This is a genomic window from Streptomyces dioscori (assembly GCF_003024195.1).
Taxonomy (GTDB): domain Bacteria; phylum Actinomycetota; class Actinomycetes; order Streptomycetales; family Streptomycetaceae; genus Streptomyces; species Streptomyces dioscori.
In genome coordinates, this window is record NZ_KZ679044.1 from 37,894 (window position 1) to 54,673 (window position 16,780).

Here is a 16,780-nt window from a genome sequence, read left to right on the forward strand (position 1 = left end):
TGACAGGGCCCCTCACGGCTGCTTACTGCTTACCGCACAGCGAGACCAGCTTCTGCTCTTCGTCGGAGAGGCTGGGGCCGGGTGTCGGAGTGGGTGCGGTCGTGGACTTGGACGGGTCGGGCGTCGCCGACTGCTCCCCCGAGGGGGGTGCCGTCGGCGTCGGTGTGGCCTTGGACGCGACGGAGGTCCGAGTGGTTCCCGTGACCCCGCCGGCCTCGCCCTCGCCGGTCTTCGCGTTCTGCTCGCTCTCGGCCTTGCGGCGGTCGGCGTCCTTCTTGCACGCGGACGCCTGCGTCTGCAGCTCGTCGATCTTCGACCGGGCGTCGTTCAGACCGCCCTCGGTGATCGTCGCCTTGACCTGCTTCTGCTGGTACGGCGGCAGGTACTTGAGTTCGATCTCGGGGTGGTCCTTCTCCACCTTCGAGAGCGAGACCCAGGCGAGGTCCTGGCTGATGCCGCGGTACAGCGCGACGTGTTCGTCGTTGGCGCCCACGTAGTACTGCGTCTGCGTCCAGCGGTAGCCGCCGTACAGCCCGCCGCCGATGACGCCGAGCGCGAGCACGATGTAGAAGGATCTCTTCAGCCACTTCCGGCCGGAGCGCGGCTTGACGAAGTCCTCGTCGGAGTAGTCGCCGAACCCTCCGGTGGGTACGTAACCGGTGGTGTCGCCGCTTCCGGGCGGGCCGAACTCGCCACCGCCGCCCTGTCCGGGGACCTGCCGGCCGAGGTTGGAGGCGCGGCCCGCGGGCGTCTGCATGGCGCCGTTGTCGTGCAGCTGGTGCTGGTTCTCGGCGACCGCGCCCACGACGACCGGGGTGTCGGAGAGCTGCCCCGCGAGGGTGTCCCCGCCGTCGATGTCGAGGACGTCGGCCACGATCACGGTGATGTTGTCCGGGCCGCCGCCGCGCAGCGCGAGCTCGATCAGCTGCTGAACGGTCTCCTGGGGGCCCTGGTAGCTGGCGAGGGTGTCCTCCATCGTCTGATGGGAGACGACGCCCGAGAGCCCGTCGGAGCAGATCAGGTACCGGTCGCCGGCGCGGACCTCACGGATGGAGAGATCGGGCTCGACGTGGTCGCCGCTGCCCAGCGCGCGCATGAGGAGCGACCTCTGCGGGTGGGTGGTGGCCTCTTCCTCCGTGATGCGGCCCTCGTCGACGAGACGCTGCACCCACGTGTGGTCCTGCGTGATCTGCGTGAGCACGCCGTCCCGCAGCAGGTACGCGCGGGAGTCGCCGACGTGCACGAGGCCGAGCCGCTGACCGGTCCACAGGAGGGCGGTGAGGGTCGTCCCCATGCCTTCGAGCTGGGGGTCCTCCTCGACCATCATCCTGAGCTGGTCGTTGGCGCGCTGCACGGCCGTGCCGAGCGAGGTGAGGATGTCGGAACCGGGCACGTCGTCGTCGAGCGCGACGATCGTGGAGATCACCTCGGACGAGGCCACCTCACCGGCGGCCTGGCCGCCCATCCCGTCCGCGATCGCGAGCAGCCGCGGTCCGGCGTAACCGGAGTCCTCGTTGCCCTCTCGGATCATGCCTTTGTGCGATCCGGCGGCGAAGCGCAGTGACAGACTCATGCGCACCTCGCCCGTCGGCTCCGGGTACATCCGCACGGTGCCCACCCTCCGGTCGGGAGCGCGCCGGGGTCCGTCGTGGGGACCGCCGCTGCCCGCTCGCTCCGCTCGCGCTCATTCATGACGTGGCACTACTTCCGAAGCTCGATGACGGTCTTGCCGATGCGGATCGGCGCGCCCAGCGGAACAGGCGTGGGAGTCGTCAATCGGGTCCGGTCGAGATACGTGCCGTTGGTGGACCCGAGATCCTCGACGATCCACTGGCCGTCACGGTCCGGGTAGATCCTGGCATGCCTGCTGGATGCGTAGTCGTCGTCCAGCACGATGGTGCTGTCGTGTGCGCGGCCCAGCGTGATGGTCTGTCCCTGAAGGGCAACGGTCGTGCCCGTGAGGATGCCCTCCGAGACGACCAGCTTGGTGGGAGCGCCGCGGCGCTGACGGCCGCCGCCACTGGGCGCCGCCTGCTGTCGCTGCGGTGGCGGTGCGCTCTGGCGCGCAGCGGCCTGCTGTGGCCTCTGGGCTTCCCGTCGCGACCCGCGCTGTGTGACACGCGTTCCGAACAGGTCGCTGCGGATGACCTGCACGGCCACGATCACGAACAGCCACAGTACGGCCAGGAAACCCAGCCGCATGACCGTGAGGGTCAGCTCTGACATTGCCCCCGCTTCACCCTTCGGCTTGCCGGTAAATGATGGTGGTGCTGCCCACGACGATCCGCGAGCCGTCGCGGAGCGTAGCGCGGGTGGTGTGCTGTCCGTCCACCACGATGCCGTTGGTGGACCCAAGATCCTGGACGGTCGAGGGCGTTCCGGTCCGGATCTCACAGTGCCGGCGCGAGACGCCGGGGTCGTCGATCCGCACGTCGGCTTCGGTGCTGCGGCCCAGCACGAGCGTCGGGCGGGAGATCTGATGGCGGGTGCCGTTGACCTCGATCCAGTGCCGCGTACGTCCACCCGGCTGCGGGGCCGCGGCGGGCCGCTGGCCCGCGGGTGCGGCGCCCGGACGTCCGCCGGGCGGCGGTCCGGCGGGCATGGGCGGGGCGGCCGCGGGCGGATAGCCGTAGCCACCGGGCTGGCCGCCTGCCTGGCCGCGGGCGGCCGCCGGGGGCGGGCCCGCGGGGGCGCGCTCGGGAGCGCCCTGCTGGTTGGCGGAGGAGGCGAGCGTACGGCTGCGGACCCGGTACAGGCCCGTGTCGAGGTCGTCCGCCTTCTCCAGGTGGACCTTGATGGTGCCCATGAACGTGTAACGCTGCTGCTTGGCGTAGTCGCGCACCATGCCGGCCAGCTCGTCGCCGAGCTGGCCCGAGTAGGGGCTGAGACGCTCGAAGTCCGGCGTGCTCAGCTCCACGATGAAGTCGTTGGGGACCACGGTGCGGTCCCGGTTCCAGATGGTGGCGTTGTTGTCGCACTCGCGCTGGAGCGCTCCAGCGATCTCCACCGGCTGGACCTCGGACTTGAACACCTTGGCGAAGGTGCCGTTGACCAGACCTTCGAGGCGTTGCTCGAACTTCTTCAGGACTCCCATGGGGCACCTCCTCCTGTGTCGTCGCCCTGGTACTGCTTACTGATCGTATCCACGCGCCGGGAAATCGGCTGGTTCCCCCTGTCGGCCCGGTCGACGGATGTCGACGCCCACTGAAGTCCCCTCCCGCTGTTCCCGCCGAAGTCCCTCTTCGAACTCCCCCGAGGCACTGCGTATGGGGAGGATCGTAGAGGCGGCCTCACCACAGTGTCCCGCACGCGGCAGTGGACCCCGGCCCCCTGACGGGGAGATGGCCGGGACCGGTACGAGGTTGATACGTGAACCGGTTCCGCTTGATACGTGGCGGCCGGGGCCGGTGGGATCCGGGGCGCCACGGGAGTCGGTCCTGCTGGTGACGACGGGGTGACGCGGAGGCCGGCCGCCGGGCCGGAGGCGTCCTTCGGGCCTCCCGCCCCCCTCGGAAACGGATGTGAATCCACCCCGACCACCGTGCTAATCTTCTGCATGTCGGAAGGCGCTCACCCACCAGGTGGGACACGGACGACACACCCAATGCGCGGGTGGCGGAATAGGCAGACGCGCTGGATTCAGGTTCCAGTGCCCGAAAGGGCGTGGGGGTTCAACTCCCCCCTCGCGCACCAGCAGAGACGGGTCCCCGTCAGAACGAAAGTTCTGACGGGGACCCGTCTCTCGTTCTCCCGTCGTCCACACGGTCGGGCTCCACCTTGACCGGTGACACGGCACGGCACGGTACGGCCCTGGCGGTGAGGTATCTCACGGCTGGGGCCCTGTGTGTTTTCGGGGCGGTGGATGCGGGGGCGTTGGAAGAGACGAGGGAAGAGGGCCGGAAGCCGGGGTCCGTCCGGAGGGACCGGATGGCGGTTCAACGGGCTGCTGATCGGAGAAACGACTCAGCTTGTCAGCGGAATACCACGTGATCGCTCAAGTCGGTGAACCGTCCCATCATCCAGAAACATGATCGACGCGACGCAGTTCATTCCGGTCGGAAGAGATTCTCCGCCGGAAGGGATTGTTCATGGCCGCGCTTCTTCGACCCAGACTCACCATCGCCGCCGCTGCCGCCTGCGCTCTCGTACTGACGAGTCCTGCGACGGCGTGGGCCGGGGCGGTCGGGTCGACACCGGTGCGGACCTTTGAGCGCGGCGTTTGAGTACGACGTCGGTGGCATGACGATGAAGCACCAGCGAGATCAGCCGGACGTCCCGGGGCAGACGCGCCCCGAGTGCAAGGTCGATCAGTCGCATGACAACTCCCCCCGGACAGCGCCTCGTTATGGAAAGGCGTGTGCGCACCTTTACGTCACCGGGTGCGGCCAGTGAGTCGGTGTCGGCACATTACGAAGTGAGCTGTTCTTGATTGATCAACAGCAAGAGCGCGGGCGAGAGCGCGAGCAGTCCGAGAAGTCGCGGCGACGGTCGGTCGGGATTGCCGCCTTCTTGGCGGGGCTCGTCGCGGCTCTCGCCTTCTTCGCCTTCTTTCCCGGGCTTCCGCACGTCATCGACTGGGGGGCGATCGTCGTCTCCCTTCTTGTGGGGGCGCTCGCCCGATGGGCCTGTCGGCGCTGGACGGAGAGGGGCAATAAGGGATCCCCGCGTCCTTGAGGGGCGCGGGGAACGGCGCGACCGGCCACAGGGCGACCGCAGTTGACGCACGACCCACGCGCGCGGCGGCCGATCCACGGTCCGCGCGCGGAGGTTCGGCGGTGACGTATCTCACGCTCCGGAGGGCCTAGGGTGCCTGTCCGGACTACGTGGTGGGAGTGGGGCTCTGTGAAGGTGATCCTCTTCGGGGCGACCGGGATGGTCGGGCGCGGAGTTCTGCGGGAGTGTCTCCGGGACGCGGCGGTCGAGAGCGTGCTGGTGGTCGGCCGCACGGCGGTCGGCGTCACGCATCCGAAACTGCGGGAGGTCGTACGGGCCGACCTCACCGATCTCGCTGATCCCGACGGCCTTGAGGGCGAACTCTCCGGGTACGACGCCTGTTTCTTCTGCCTTGGAGTCTCCTCCGCGGGTATGAAGGAGGCCGCGTACCGCGAGGTCACGTACGACCTCACGCTCTCCGTGGCGCGCGCCCTGGCCGCGGCGAGTCCGGGACTGGCCTTCTGTTACGTGTCCGGGCAGGGGACTGACAGCTCCGCGCGCGGGCGGGTGATGTGGGCGCGGGTCAAGGGGGAGACGGAGAACGCGCTGCTCGCGCTGGACGGAGTGGACGCGTACATGTTCCGGCCGGGGCTCATCCAGCCGCTGCACGGGATCACGTCCAAGACGCGGCTCTACCGTGCGGTCTACGCGGCGACCGGGCGTCTGCTGCCCCTCCTGCGGAAGCTCGCGCCCCGCTCGATCACCACTACGGAGCAGGTGGGCCTGGCGATGGTCGCCGTGGCGCGCGGCGAGTCCGGGGTCCGGGTGCTGGAGACCGAGGAGATCAACAGGCTCGCGGGGGCGTGACGCGCGCCCCGTCCGTAGCGGCGGGGCGCGGGTCCATGTGGTGATGTGCGGTCGTGTCCTGGGTGCCGCCAGGCGTCAGGCGGCCTTCGGGGCGAGCTGCTCGGCGAGGGTCCGTCCCTTGGCGGCCGCGTCCTCAAGGGCCTTGTCGCGGGACGCCTCGAAGAGCGGGACCAGGTCGGCGAGCGCCGGCATGTGGGGGGCCATCGTGAGCTCCGGGACGATGAACTCGACGTCCAGGCCGAGCATGTCCTTGAGGACGGCCCCCAGGTAGTTCTGTACGTACTCGTAGCCCTCGCGGGGCGTGCCGGGACCGTAGGCGCCGCCGCGGCTGGCCACGATGGTGACCGGGGTGCCCTTGGCGGACTGGGTGTCGCCCGCGGTGCGGCCGACGACGATCACGTTGTCCAGCCAGGCCTTCAGGGTCGACGGGATCGAGAAGTTGTACATGGGCGCGCCGATCAGGACGGCGTCCGCCTGCTCCAGTTCCTCGATGAACTCCAGGCGCGCGGCGAAGGCCGCGGCCTGCTCCGGGGTGTGCTCCGACGGGTCGGCGAAGACGGCGCTGTGGGCGTCGGCGGTGATGTGCGGGACCGGGTTCGCGGAGAGGTCGCGGTAGATCACGGTGCCCTCCGGGTGCTGCTCCTCCCAGGCCTTGCGGAAGGCGTCCGTGACGGAGCGGGACGCCGAGGCGGAACCGGGAAGGACGGACGAGTCCACGTGCAGCAGGGTGGCCATGGGGTTCTCCATTGGGGTGTGCGTCGGAAGCGTTCGATCGGAAGTGGTCGAAAGAGGTCGTGGCGAAGAGGGCGCTGTCGTCGTGGGTGAGCCGGGTCGGGGTCCACCCACGGCTGCGCTTTTTCGTTCGTAACTATGAATAACACAGGAGCTTACTTTTTTTCATCCCCGTGCGGGACGGCAAGTACCCTGAAGGCATGGCGGTCCAGGAAAACCACGACGCTGCGTCGTGCAGGCGGGTCGACGACGGCATCACCCGTGTCTTCCAGGTGATCGGAAAGCGCTGGACGGGCCCGATCGTGGCCGTGCTCATGCCTGCCCCCGTGCACTTCGCGGACCTGCGCAGGGCCATCCCCGGGATCAGCGAGCGCATGCTCTCCGACCGGCTCACCGAGCTGGCGGGCCTCGGCGTCGTGGTGCGCGAGGTCGACGAGGGACCGCCGCTGCGCGTCTCCTACCGGCTGACGGAGGCCGGTTCCGCGCTGGAGCCCGCGCTCCGGGAACTGGGCATGTGGGCGGAGAAGTACCTGCGCGAGGACGGCGGTTGCGCGGAGCAGTTCCGGAAGTAAGCAGTTCCGGAAGCCGCGGAGCGGTGTCCGGGGCGCGTCCTCCCCGCTGAGCTGGGGTGTTTTCCACAGCCGCGGAGTTGTCCACAGGGGCTCACGCGAATCGGCGCCCGGCGGTACGGTCGTCCCGAGTTGATGTTCGGGTGCGGGGGAGGCGGTTCGAGTGAGTGAGACCGGTGGAGCGGTGACCGGAGCGGCCGGCACGGCTGGAGCGGATGGGACAGCCGGAGCGGCCGGGACGGCGAGGATTCCCGCGGTGCGCGGGTTCGCGCCGTGGCCGGCGGAGGACTCGGCCAAGAAAGAGGGCAAGGCCCTCAGGGCACGCGTCCCGCGCGGCGCGCACGCGGCACTCGACACGAACGGCGACCGCCCGGACGCGGTGACGGCCGTGGAGGAGTCCGGCAGGGGCCGGATAGCCGAGCTCACACCGATACGGGTGGGCAGGATGGCGGCCACACCCTTCGCCTTCCTGCGCGGTTCGGCCGGCCTCATGGCGTACGACCTGGCGCGTACGCCCGTGACGGGCATCGGCGCCCAGATCTGCGGCGACGCGCACGCGGGCAACTTCGGCCTGTACGGGGACGCGCGCGGCGGCCTCGTCATCGACCTGAACGACTTCGACGAAACGGTGCGGGGGCCGTGGGAGTGGGACCTCAAGCGACTGGCGACCTCGCTGGTGCTCGCCGCGCGCGAGGCGGGGGCGGACGAGGACACCTGCCGCAAGGCCGCGCACTTCACGGCTGGTTCCTATCGGCGCACGATGCGGCTGCTCGCCAAGCTCCCGGCCCTGGACGCGTGGAACGCCATCGCGGACGAGGCGTTGGTCTCCCACGCGGACGCGCACGACTTGCTCGGCACCCTTGAGCGGGTCTCGGAGAAGGCGCGGTCCAACACCAGCGGACGGTTCGCGGCCAAGTCGACGGAGGCCGTCGAGGGCGGCGGGCGCCACTTCGTCGACGCCCCGCCGGTGCTGCGCCGCGTCCCGGACGCCGAGGCCACGACGGTGGCGCTGGCGCTGGAGGAGTACCTGGGCACGCTCTCCCCGGACCGGCTCCCGCTCCTCGCCCAGTACGCGGTGCACGATGTCGCCTTCCGGGTGGTCGGCACCGGCAGCGTGGGCACCCGTTCGTACGTGGTGCTGCTGCTGGACCACTGTGACGAGCCGCTCGTCCTCCAGGTGAAGGAGGCCCGCGCGTCCGTCCTGGTACCGCATCTGAAGACGGCGGGTCTCCCGCTGCCGGAGGCCGAGCACGAGGGTCGCCGGGTCGTACTCGGCCAGAAGCGCATGCAGGTCGTCAGCGACAACCTGCTCGGCTGGACCACGGTCGACGGACGCCCCTTCCAGGTGCGGCAGTTCCGCAACCGCAAGGGCAGCGTGGACCCCGCGGCGCTGGCCGCGGACCAGATAGACGACTACGCGCGGATGACGGGGGCGCTGCTGGCGCGGGCCCACGCGCACAGCGCCGATCCGCGGCTGGTCTCGGGCTACTGCGGCAAGAACGAGGAGCTGGACGAGGCGATAGCCGCGTTCTCGGTGGCGTACGCGGACCGGACCGAGGCCGACCACGCGGAGCTGGTGACGGCCGTGCGCTCGGGGCGGATCGCGGGGGAGCTGGGGGTCTGAGGGGCCGCCGGTCGCTCCTGCGCGGGCCGTCCCCGCTCCGGCCGGGGCAGGTTCGGGTGGCCGGTGGAGCTGTGGCCTAGGCTGGGCGGGTGACGACCCCGGAAGCTGAGCAGTCCCCGTCCGAGCCGCCGTCCGAGCCCTCCGCGGAGCCGGTCGCCGGTGAATCGCGTGCCGGTGAGGCCGGTGCGGATGAGGCCCCCGCCGGAACGGGTGCCGAGTCGCCTGCCGGCGGAGGTGCCGATACGGGTGCCGACACAGGCACAGAGTCGGCTGTCGCAGCCGGTGGCGAGTCATCTGCTGATGCCGGTGCGGACGCCGAGCCGGCTGTCGCAGCCGGTGGTGAGTCGTCTGCTGATACCGGCGCCGAGGTCCGTGCGGAGGACCGTGAGGCCGGCGCCGAGGCGGCCGGCGCGGCAGGTGCCGTCTCGGACGCGGACGCGGGTACCGACGCCGGTGCGTCGGCGGGTGCCGTCGGGGGCGACGAGCCCGTCGGGGGTGCTGTGAGTGACGGCGGCGAGCGGCCCGAGGAGCGGCTTGAGCGGGCCGTGCGGGCGGCCGAGCAGGCGTTGATCGAGTTCGAGATCGCGGTGGAGACGTTCCGGGTCGAGGTGGAGAACTTCTCCCGGCTGCACCACCAGAGGCTCGGCCCGATGTACTCGCGGCTCGACGAGCTGGAGGCACAGATCGCCGAGGCGCGGGCCGCGAGCACCGGTGACCCGGAGGATGTGCGCAAGGCGAAGGAGGCCCGCGCCAGGGTCATGCCGATGCCGGGCATAGAGGAGCTGTTCCACGATTGGCTCGACTCGGACGGCCTGTCCCCGGAGGCCTCGGCCATGCTGACCGATCAGCCGGTGCGTCCGCCGCAGCGGGTGCGGCCGAGCGACGAGGCACGCAAGCTCTACCGGGAACTCGTCCGCAAGGCACACCCCGACCTGGCGCAGGACGACACGGAGCGCGCGCGGCGCGACGAGTTCATCTCCCGCGTCAACGCGGCCTACGGCCGTGGGGACGAGGTCCTGCTCCGGGAGCTGTCCGAGGAGTGGGCCGCGGGACCGGTCGCGGAGGAGTGGCGGCCGAGCCGTAGCGAGGAGCTCTACGCCCGTCTCGAATGGCTCGCTCAGCGCAAGGAACTGCTCGCGCTCGTGGCCCGCGAACTGGAGGAGAGCGCGATCGGCGGGATGCTCAAGATCGCGCCGGACGACCCCGACCGGCTGCTGGAGGAGATCGCCGAGCAGTTGCTCGCGCAGGTGAGCGAGCGGGAGGCGGAGCTGGCGGGTCTGCTCGGCAGCGGCGCTTGATCACTCCGTTCCCGCGGCGGCGGGTGCTCTGCCGTCCGCGGACCGGTGGGGGGCTGATCGCGCGGTTCCCCGCGCCCCTGAAGAGCGGGGCCGCGCCCCTTGGTAGCGTCGGGCCATGAGTTTCGGAGCTGGTGTGCCCACGGTCGAGGTCGGGGATCTCGCGGACGGAGACTTCCTGCTGGACGTCCGGGAGGACGACGAGTGGCAGGCGGGTCACGCCGAAGGGGCGCTGCACATCCCCATCAGTGAATTCGTGGCCCGCTACGGCGAGTTGACCGAGGCGGCCCCGCAGGACGGCAGGGTCAACGTGATCTGCCGTTCCGGCGGCCGGTCGGCGCAGGTCGCCATGTATCTGAACCAGCAGGGCGTCGACGCGGTGAACGTCGCAGGCGGCATGCAGGTCTGGGCGGCCAAGGGCCGCCCCGTGGTGAACACGGAGGGACAGCCGGGGTTCGTGCTGTAACGGACTCCGGCAGTCTCGGGCCCCGGCGTCGGGCCTCGGCGTCGGATCTCGAACCGAGGGGGCCGCTCACCCCAGGGGGTGGGTGGCCAGCAGGTCGCCCAGTGCCTCCTCGTGTGCCGCCGCCGGGCCGAGCGACAGTTCCAGGTGCTTGGCCCAGGCGTGATACCGGTGCAGCGAGTAGTCGGTGTCCGCGCCGAAGCCCCCGTGCAGATGCTGCGCGGTCTGCACGACCCGGCGTACGCCCTCGGAGGCCCAGACCTTGGCGACGGCCACGTCACCGGACGCGGGCAGCGCCCCGCCCGCGCCCGAGCTGATCCGCCACGCGGCCTGCCAGAGGGTCGCCTCCATCGCGCGCAGATCGATGTAGCGGTCGGCGGCCTGCACGGCCACGGCCTGGAACGTGGCGACCGGGAAGCCGAACTGCTCCCGCTTTCCGGTGTATTCGCTCGTCATGCCGAGGACCCGCTCGCCCAGACCGAGGGCCAGGGCGCACGTTCCGGTGGCGAGCAGGTTCCGTAGCCCCTCCCACGCGCCGTCGGCGTCGATGACGTCACGGGCGGGGATCCGTACGGAATCCAGGCGGAGTTCGCCGAGCAGCTCGCCCGTCGTCGAGATCTGCCCGGCGAGTGTCACGCCCGGGTGACCGCGGGGCACGAGGGCGAGCACGGAGCGGCCCGTGCCGGCACTGAGCGCGGGTACGAGGACGAAGTCGGCGTTCTGCGCCCAGGGAACGGCCGTCTGGAGCCCGTCCAGCACCCACGCGCCGTTCTCCTGCCGTGCCGTGACGGCGAGTTCGGCGCCGTCGTGCCCGGTACGTCCGTTCGCGGCGACCGTCAGCACCAGCTCGCCCCGGCCGGCCCGTGCGAGCAGGTCGGCCCGCAACTCCTCGGCGCCGTAGGTCTGTACGGTTACGGCGGCCGCCGTGCTCTCCAGCAGCGGAACCCTGGCGAGTACCTTCGCCGACTCCCGCAGCACCAGGCACAGGGCGACGGCGTCCAGGCCGGCGCCGCCGTGGCGCGCGTCGAGCAGCAGGCTCAGCAGGTCCGAGTCCGCGAGCCGGGCCCACAGCGCACGGTCGAAGTCGTCCGCGACGGGGCCCGCGACGAGCGCGGGACTCGGTACGCCGTCCGGCGCGACCCCCGCGAAGACCGCCTTCGCCGCCTCCACGGCCGCCTGCTGTTCCTCGGTGAAGGTGAAGTCCACGGTCCCGTCCTCCCGGTCGGTCTGACGCGTCGGTCCGGCGGAGCGTCAAGATAGAACAGGTTCTACAAAAAGGGAACGGTGGCGTTCGGTGCCTTCGGAGCGTTCCGCGCCTTCGGTTCGGAGGGAGAGCGGGCCGTAAGGTGTCCACCGCTCAGCTGTGCCCCCTGGGCTGCGCCGTGCGGGTGGGGCTGAGTACCGTTCCGGTGCGGCCGTCGCTGTCGCGGCACGGGTGGCGGCAATCGGGCAGACATGGGGAAACGGGGCGCAATGGATGCGTACGACGAAGGCGCGGACGCCCGTCCCGCGACGGGCGGGCCTCCCTCTGCCGGGCCTCCCCCTGCCGGACCTCCCTCTGTCGGGCCTGCCCCTGCCGGGCCTCCCTCTGTCGAGCCTGCCCCCGTCGAGCCTCCCCCTGCCGGGCCTCCTGCTGTGGGTATCGCCGCTCTCTCCCTCCCCTTTCAGATCGCCGCGGCCCTCACGTTCGCGCTCGTCGCGATGGTCGCCTGTGTGCATCTCGGCATGGTCTTCCTGCACGTCGCGCCGTCGAACACGGTCACCAAGCAGCACGGGCAGGCGATCGACGAGTGGATCTACCCGGAGTTCGAGCAGAACTGGAAGCTCTTCGCGCCCAACCCGCTGCAGCAGAACATCGCGGTCCAGGTCCGGGCCGAGGTGAAGGGCGTGGACGGCGCGATCAGGACGACCCGCTGGTACGACCTCTCCGCGCTCGACGGCCGCGCCATCGACGGCAATCTGCTGCCCAGCCACACCCAGCAGAACGAACTGCGCCGGGCCTGGGACTTCTTCGCGGCCACGCACGACAACGCGAACCGTCCGAACGGTCTGCGCGGCGATCTCTCCGAGCGCTATCTGCGCCGCATCGCGGTTCTGCGCCTCGACCGTGAGGGGGCGGGCGGCGCGGGCGCCGTCGTCCAGCAGGTCCAGGTCCGGTCCCGTACGACCAATGTGCCGCCGCCGGAGTGGAGCCAGGAGCAGGTGTCCGACAAGCCCGTCCTGCGCCAGTTGCCGTGGTGGCCGGTGTCGGACACCGACCGGGCGGCCGGGACCCGGCCCGTGAACGCCACGGAAAGGGCGGTGAGCGCCCGATGAGCAACGACGGGAGCACCCCGGTGAGCGATCAGTCCGGCACCCCGGTCGCTGCCCCGGAAACCCGGCCGGCGCGCAGTCCCGGTCGTGAGCGGCCGGCCGGACGGGTCAGTCGTTTCGACCGTGAGTACCGGATCGACCGGAAGATGAGGCACGCCGTCTCGCGTCTCACCGGGCAGGCCCTGGGGCCGTACCAGACCGCGGTGATCCGCATAGGTTTCGCCGGGACCTGGCTGCTCTTCCTGTTGCGGGAGATCCCGCACCGCCAGGAGATGTACGGGCCCGACGGACCCTGGAGCTGGGACCTGGCCCAGCAGCTCATCGCGAGCAATCACGCCTTCACGGCCCTGATGTGGGCCGACAGCCAGGTCTGGTTCGAGATCGTCTTCGGGTTCGCCGTGCTCTCCGCGGCCCTGTTCATGCTCGGCTGGCGCACCCGCACCATGTCCGTGCTCTTCCTGCTCGGGGTGCTCTCCCTCCAGAACCGCAGCATCTTCATGGGGGACGGTGGCGACAACGTCATCCACCTGATGGCGATCTACCTGGTGTTCACCCGCTGCGGCCAGGTGTGGTCGCTGGACGCGCGGCGCGAGCGCCGGGCGGCGGCGCCACGCGCGCGTGCAGGGCATGACGAGCAGGCAGAGGAGCAGGCAGGGCATCCGCGGCCGGACCGGAGCGGCAGTCGGCCGGACCGGGCCGGTATCGCTCTGTGGGCCGTGCTCGGCCTCGCCCTGGCGGCCGTCACGCTCGCGGGGAAGATCGACGGCGGAATGCTGGGCGGCTGGCGGACGATCTACTGGGGGCTGTGGGCGCTGCAAGCCCTGTGGTGGCTGACCGGCCGGTACGCCGCCCGCAGCGACCAGCCGCGGATCTTCCTCGACGTGGTCGCCAACCTCGTCCACAACGCGGCCCTGTTCGTGATCATGGCCGAGGCGTGTCTGATCTACGCGACCGCCGGCTGGTACAAGATCCAGGGCTCGCGCTGGCAGGACGGCACGGCCGTGTACTACCCGCTGCACCTGGACTACTTCTCCCCCTGGCCCGCCCTGTCCGACCTGCTGTCCGCGAGCGGCACCATGGTGATGCTGGTGACGTACGGGACGGTCATCGCACAGGTCGCCTTCCCCTTCACGCTGTTCAACCGGCGGGTGAAGAACGTCCTGCTGGCGGTCATGATGACCGAGCACGCCGTGATCGCCGTGGTGCTGGGCCTGCCGTTCTTCTCGCTTGCGATGATCGCCGCCGACGCGGTCTTCCTGCCGACGTCCTTCCTGCGCCGCCTCGGCGGATGGGTCACCCGCGCGCGCGTGTGGCTGCTCTCCCGGCTCTCCCAGCTCCCTCGGCTCTCCCGGCTCTCTCGTTTCGGGCGGTTCGGGCGGGCGCTCCCGGGGGCGGGCAAGGGATCCGGCGCCGACGAAGAGACGAGCGAGGAGTCGGGTGAGGGGGAACCGCGTCCCCCGGAGGCGGCCGATCACCCGCACGTAGGCTTCACGGCATGACGGAACCCCGCGACCGCGAGCCGCTGAACGCCTGGCACCGGCTCGCCGACACCGCCGTGCTGCTCGACGGCTTCCACGCCCTCAAGCATGCGCTGCGCTTCGGCGCGGAGGTCCTGGTGGCCGTCACCACCGACCGGACGGCCGCGCTCGCCCTCGCGGACGAACTGGCGCCGGACGTACGGGGGACGCTGGACGTCCTCCTGACGGAGGTCCCGGAGACCGCCTACCGGGCGCTCGTCCCGCGGCCGCATCCCACCGGGGTGGCCGCACTGGCGGTACGGCCCTCACGTGCGGGCAATCTGCGGACGCTGGCCCGTACGCCCCGTACCGCGCCCGTGATCGTGCTCGACCAGCCGCGCAATCTCGGGAACGCCGGGGCGGTGATCCGGCTCGCGGCCGGGTTCGGGGCGACCGGGGTCGTCACGACCGGCACGCTCGATCCGTGGCATCCCACGGTGGTGCGGGGTGGGGCGGGGTTGCACTTCGCCACGGCGGTCGAACGGATGGCCGTGGCGGATCTGCCCCCCGGGCCGGTGTTCGCTCTTGATCCGGAGGGTGAGGACATCCGGGCGGTGAAGCTCCCCGACGACGCGGTTCTCGCCTTCGGGTCGGAGCGCAGTGGGCTGTCGGCCGAACTGCGGGGCCGCACCGACCACTTGGTGTCCCTGCCGATGAACCCGCAGGTGTCCAGTTACAACCTCGCCACCAGCGTGGCCATGGCGTTGTTCCACTGGAGCGCGTCGTAGGGGCGTGGTCGGCTGCGGGTCCGCTGTGGCTGGCCGCGCAGTTCCCCGCGCCCCTCCCTGGATGAGCGGGGCTGCGACCCACCGGCCGTCCGTCGGCTGCGGGCCCGGTGGGGGTTGTTCGCGTAGTTCCCCGCGCCCCTTACGGGGCCCTTCTGCGGGGGCTACGCCTCGGCGCGGACCTCGCTGCGGATCTCCACCACCCTGAAACGGTTCGCCACGAACGCTCCGTCGCACAGGGCGGCGTTGGCCGCCGGGTTGCCGCCTGAGCCGTGGAAGTCGGAGAAGGCGGCCGTCTGGTTGACGTACACCCCGCCGGTGAGGTTCAGGGAGAGCTGGGCCGCCTCGTCCAGGCAGGCTTCCCGGACGGCCTCCTCGACCTCCTCCGAGGTCGTGTACGCGCCGACGGTCATCGCGCCCTTCTCACGGACGGTGCGCCGCAGCAGCTCCACCGCCTCGGCCGCCGAGTCGACCGCGACGGCGAACGAGACCGGACCGAAGCACTCGCTCATGTAGACGGCCTGGTCGTCCGGCTTGCCGCCGTCGAGCTTGACGATCACCGGCGTGCGGACCACCGCGTCGGGGAAGTCGGGGTTCGTGATCTCCCTTGAGGCGAGGGCGACTTCGCCCAGGCCGGCCGCCGCCTCGACGCGGGCCTTCACATCCGGGTTCACGATCGCGCCCAGCAGGGCGTTCGCCCGGACGTCGTCCCCGAGGAGTCCGTCGACGGCCCTCGCGAGGTCGGCGACCACCTCGTCGTACGACTTGGGGCCCTCCTCCGTAGGGATGCCGGCGCGCGGGACGAGGAAGTTCTGCGGGGTCGTGCACATCTGGCCGCTGTAGAGGGACACGGAGAACGCGAGGTTCGACAGCATTCCCTTGTAGTCGTCGGTCGACTCCACGATCACCGTGTTGACGCCGGCCTTCTCCGTGTAGACCTGCGCCTGGCGGGCGTTGGCCTCCAGCCAGTCGCCGAACGCCGTCGAACCCGTGTAGTCGATGATCCGGATCTCGGGGCGGGTGGCCAGGGTCTTGGCGATGCCCTCGCCCGGCCGCTCGGCGGCCAGCGCCACCAGGTTCGGGTCGAAGCCCGCCTCGGCGAGCACCTTGCGGGCCACCTCGACGGTGAGCGCCAGCGGCAGCACCGCGCGCGGGTGGGGCTTCACCAGCACCGCGTTGCCTGTGGCCAGGGAGGCGAACAGGCCCGGATAGCCGTTCCACGTCGGGAAGGTGTTGCAGCCGATCAGCAGCGCGATCCCGCGCGGCACCGGCGTGAACTGCTTGGTCAGCGCGAGCGGGTCGCGCTTGCCCTGGGGTTTCGTCCACTCCGCCGTGTCGGGGGTGCGGACCTGCTCCACGTATGCGTACGCCACCGCTTCCATGCCGCGGTCCTGGGCGTGCGGGCCGCCCGCCTGGAAGGCCATCATGAAGGCCTGGCCGCTGGTGTGCATGACCGCGAGCGCGAACTCGTGCGTGCGGTCGCTGATCCGCTTGAGGATCTCCAGACACACCACCGCGCGTGTCTCCGCGCCCGCGTCGCGCCAGGCACGCTGTCCCGCGCGCATGGCGGGGAGCAGCGTGTCGATGTCCGCGTGCGGGTACGTGACGCCCAGCTCGATGCCGTACGGCGAGACCTCGCCGCCCACCCAGCCGTCGGTGCCGGGCTGGTCCAGGTCGAGCCGGCCGCCCAGCAGGGCGTCGAAGGCGGCCTTGCCCTCGGCCATCCCCAGGCTGCCGTTCTCCCCGTACGCCTTGGGGTGTTCGGGGTGCGGCGACCAGTACGCGCGCGTGCGCATCGCCTCCAGCGCCTGGTCGAGGGTCGGCCGGTGCTCGGCGATGAGCTCGTGAGCGGTCAGTGCGGCGGCGGCCATGCGGAACCATCTCCTCGTTTCATGAACTCTTCGTCGAGCTCAGGGCCTGGCAAGTCCGGCTCATGACATGGGCGACCTGGGCAGAAACAGCCGGACAGGGTTAGAGTAACCGAACGATCGGTCGGGACAAGGGGGTCCGCTGAACCTGTGG

Annotated in this window: 14 protein-coding genes and 1 tRNA gene; 9 read left to right on the forward strand and 6 right to left on the reverse strand. The window is 70.9% G+C overall.

The features are described 5' to 3' along the window. Positions 1-22: 22 nt before the first annotated feature. The 3 genes from C6Y14_RS18725 to C6Y14_RS18735 all read right to left on the reverse strand — a co-directional run bounded on the left by C6Y14_RS18725 (position 23) and on the right by C6Y14_RS18735 (position 3,094). Positions 23-1,603, reverse strand: a complete 1,581-nt coding sequence (locus tag C6Y14_RS18725) for a Stp1/IreP family PP2C-type Ser/Thr phosphatase (protein ID WP_199854791.1) — start codon at positions 1,601-1,603, stop codon at positions 23-25. A 98-nt stretch (positions 1,604-1,701) separates the two neighbouring features. Beyond that, a complete protein-coding gene (locus C6Y14_RS18730; protein WP_107017882.1) occupies positions 1,702-2,226 on the reverse strand; it encodes an FHA domain-containing protein FhaB/FipA in 525 nt (174 codons plus the stop codon). A gap of 10 nt (positions 2,227-2,236) precedes the next feature. Beyond that, positions 2,237-3,094 (reverse strand): FhaA domain-containing protein, encoded by an 858-nt coding sequence (locus C6Y14_RS18735; RefSeq protein WP_107017883.1) that lies wholly within the window; start codon positions 3,092-3,094, stop codon positions 2,237-2,239. Positions 3,095-3,606: 512 nt separating this feature from the next. On the opposite strand from C6Y14_RS18735, the gene C6Y14_RS18740 reads away from it, so the two are divergent. Together C6Y14_RS18740 and C6Y14_RS18755 are read left to right on the forward strand one after the other, a co-directional pair. Further along, positions 3,607-3,693, forward strand: a tRNA-Leu gene (locus C6Y14_RS18740). A 1,149-nt stretch (positions 3,694-4,842) separates the two neighbouring features. Next, positions 4,843-5,520 carry an NAD-dependent epimerase/dehydratase family protein gene (locus C6Y14_RS18755; RefSeq protein ID WP_199854778.1) on the forward strand — a complete coding sequence of 226 codons (678 nt, stop codon included), beginning with the start codon at positions 4,843-4,845 and terminating at the stop codon, positions 5,518-5,520. A gap of 75 nt (positions 5,521-5,595) precedes the next feature. On the opposite strand, the gene C6Y14_RS18760 is transcribed toward C6Y14_RS18755, so the two are convergent. Next, complete coding sequence (locus tag C6Y14_RS18760; protein ID WP_107017884.1) at positions 5,596-6,255, reverse strand: FMN-dependent NADH-azoreductase; 660 nt, start codon at positions 6,253-6,255, stop codon at positions 5,596-5,598. A 197-nt stretch (positions 6,256-6,452) separates the two neighbouring features. On the opposite strand from C6Y14_RS18760, the gene C6Y14_RS18765 reads away from it, so the two are divergent. From C6Y14_RS18765 to C6Y14_RS18780, 4 genes are all read left to right on the forward strand, one after another. After that, a complete protein-coding gene (locus C6Y14_RS18765) occupies positions 6,453-6,824 on the forward strand; it encodes a winged helix-turn-helix transcriptional regulator (RefSeq protein ID WP_107018206.1) in 372 nt (123 codons plus the stop codon). A 181-nt stretch (positions 6,825-7,005) separates the two neighbouring features. Continuing rightward, positions 7,006-8,445, forward strand: a complete 1,440-nt coding sequence (locus tag C6Y14_RS18770; RefSeq protein ID WP_225891178.1) for a DUF2252 domain-containing protein — start codon at positions 7,006-7,008, stop codon at positions 8,443-8,445. 500 nt (positions 8,446-8,945) lie between these two features. After that, positions 8,946-9,743 (forward strand): J domain-containing protein, encoded by a 798-nt coding sequence (locus tag C6Y14_RS18775; RefSeq protein WP_107018207.1) that lies wholly within the window; start codon positions 8,946-8,948, stop codon positions 9,741-9,743. Positions 9,744-9,876: 133 nt separating this feature from the next. Then, the gene (locus tag C6Y14_RS18780; protein ID WP_107017886.1) at positions 9,877-10,206 is read left to right on the forward strand and encodes a rhodanese-like domain-containing protein; all 330 of its coding nucleotides are present in this window, start codon (positions 9,877-9,879) and stop codon (positions 10,204-10,206) included. 66 nt (positions 10,207-10,272) lie between these two features. Here C6Y14_RS18780 and C6Y14_RS18785 read toward each other — a convergent pair whose 3' ends face one another. Then, positions 10,273-11,409, reverse strand: a complete 1,137-nt coding sequence (locus tag C6Y14_RS18785; protein WP_107017887.1) for an acyl-CoA dehydrogenase family protein — start codon at positions 11,407-11,409, stop codon at positions 10,273-10,275. A gap of 267 nt (positions 11,410-11,676) precedes the next feature. On the opposite strand from C6Y14_RS18785, the gene C6Y14_RS18790 reads away from it, so the two are divergent. The 3 genes from C6Y14_RS18790 to C6Y14_RS18800 all read left to right on the forward strand — a co-directional run bounded on the left by C6Y14_RS18790 (position 11,677) and on the right by C6Y14_RS18800 (position 14,761). Then, complete coding sequence (locus C6Y14_RS18790; RefSeq protein ID WP_107017888.1) at positions 11,677-12,519, forward strand: DUF5819 family protein; 843 nt, start codon at positions 11,677-11,679, stop codon at positions 12,517-12,519. A 143-nt stretch (positions 12,520-12,662) separates the two neighbouring features. Further along, entirely contained in the window at positions 12,663-14,015 is a 1,353-nt protein-coding gene (locus tag C6Y14_RS18795; RefSeq protein WP_225891179.1) for an HTTM domain-containing protein, read from the forward strand. Beyond that, on the forward strand, positions 14,012-14,761 hold the full coding sequence (locus tag C6Y14_RS18800; protein WP_107017890.1) for a TrmH family RNA methyltransferase: 750 nt from the start codon (positions 14,012-14,014) through the stop codon (positions 14,759-14,761). The genes C6Y14_RS18795 and C6Y14_RS18800 overlap by 4 nt, the downstream gene beginning before the upstream one ends. 161 nt (positions 14,762-14,922) lie before the next feature. Here the strand turns inward: C6Y14_RS18800 and paaN are convergent, their stop codons facing one another. Next, positions 14,923-16,629 (reverse strand): phenylacetic acid degradation protein PaaN, encoded by a 1,707-nt coding sequence (gene paaN, locus C6Y14_RS18805; protein ID WP_107017891.1) that lies wholly within the window; start codon positions 16,627-16,629, stop codon positions 14,923-14,925. Positions 16,630-16,780 lie beyond the last annotated feature (151 nt).

Excerpts from the sequence above, each read along its gene's own strand:
- C6Y14_RS18725 (WP_199854791.1), bottom strand. The coding sequence starts at position 1,603 with ATGTACCCGGAGCCGACGGGCGAGGTGCGCATGAGTCTGTCACTGCGC.
- C6Y14_RS18730 (WP_107017882.1), bottom strand. The coding sequence starts at position 2,226 with ATGTCAGAGCTGACCCTCACGGTCATGCGGCTGGGTTTCCTGGCCGTA.
- C6Y14_RS18735 (WP_107017883.1), bottom strand. The coding sequence starts at position 3,094 with ATGGGAGTCCTGAAGAAGTTCGAGCAACGCCTCGAAGGTCTGGTCAAC.
- C6Y14_RS18760 (WP_107017884.1), bottom strand. The coding sequence starts at position 6,255 with ATGGCCACCCTGCTGCACGTGGACTCGTCCGTCCTTCCCGGTTCCGCC.
- C6Y14_RS18765 (WP_107018206.1), top strand. The coding sequence starts at position 6,453 with ATGGCGGTCCAGGAAAACCACGACGCTGCGTCGTGCAGGCGGGTCGAC.
- C6Y14_RS18790 (WP_107017888.1), top strand. The coding sequence starts at position 11,677 with ATGGATGCGTACGACGAAGGCGCGGACGCCCGTCCCGCGACGGGCGGG.
- C6Y14_RS18795 (WP_225891179.1), top strand. The coding sequence starts at position 12,663 with ATGAGGCACGCCGTCTCGCGTCTCACCGGGCAGGCCCTGGGGCCGTAC.
- C6Y14_RS18800 (WP_107017890.1), top strand. The coding sequence starts at position 14,012 with ATGACGGAACCCCGCGACCGCGAGCCGCTGAACGCCTGGCACCGGCTC.
- paaN (WP_107017891.1), bottom strand. The coding sequence starts at position 16,629 with ATGGCCGCCGCCGCACTGACCGCTCACGAGCTCATCGCCGAGCACCGG.